This window comes from Streptomyces fildesensis (assembly GCF_016107395.1).
Taxonomy (GTDB): domain Bacteria; phylum Actinomycetota; class Actinomycetes; order Streptomycetales; family Streptomycetaceae; genus Actinacidiphila; species Actinacidiphila fildesensis.
This window is the reverse complement of the sequence record NZ_JAAIKO010000325.1, coordinates 1-252: the sequence shown is the minus strand read 5'-3', so window position 1 is coordinate 252 and position 252 is coordinate 1. Positions and strand designations below refer to the sequence as shown.

General features: G+C 68.7%; 1 protein-coding gene. It reads right to left on the bottom strand.

All coding sequences use genetic code 11. The features are described from left to right. On the bottom strand, positions 1-252 hold a 252-nt coding region (locus tag C6N31_RS47440; RefSeq protein WP_198359742.1), incomplete at both ends, for a ferritin-like domain-containing protein.

Sequence of the window (252 nt, the reverse complement as noted above, 5' to 3'; positions counted from 1 at the left end):
TCGCGGCGTGCATCGCCTCGACGGGGGCGATGGTGGCGGCGGTGCTGATCCCGGCAGGGCTGATGACGTTGTAGGTCGCGAACAGGTACGTCTGTGCGGCCTGGTCCTCCAACTGCAGGGCCAGTTTGGCGACGGAGCCGACATCGGTCGCCTTGCCGAGTGCGGCGGTGACGTCGGCCTGGTTGGACAGCGGCACATTGGTGATGGCGGGCTTGCCGGCGCCGGTCAGGACCGCGTTCCAGGCTTTGGCGT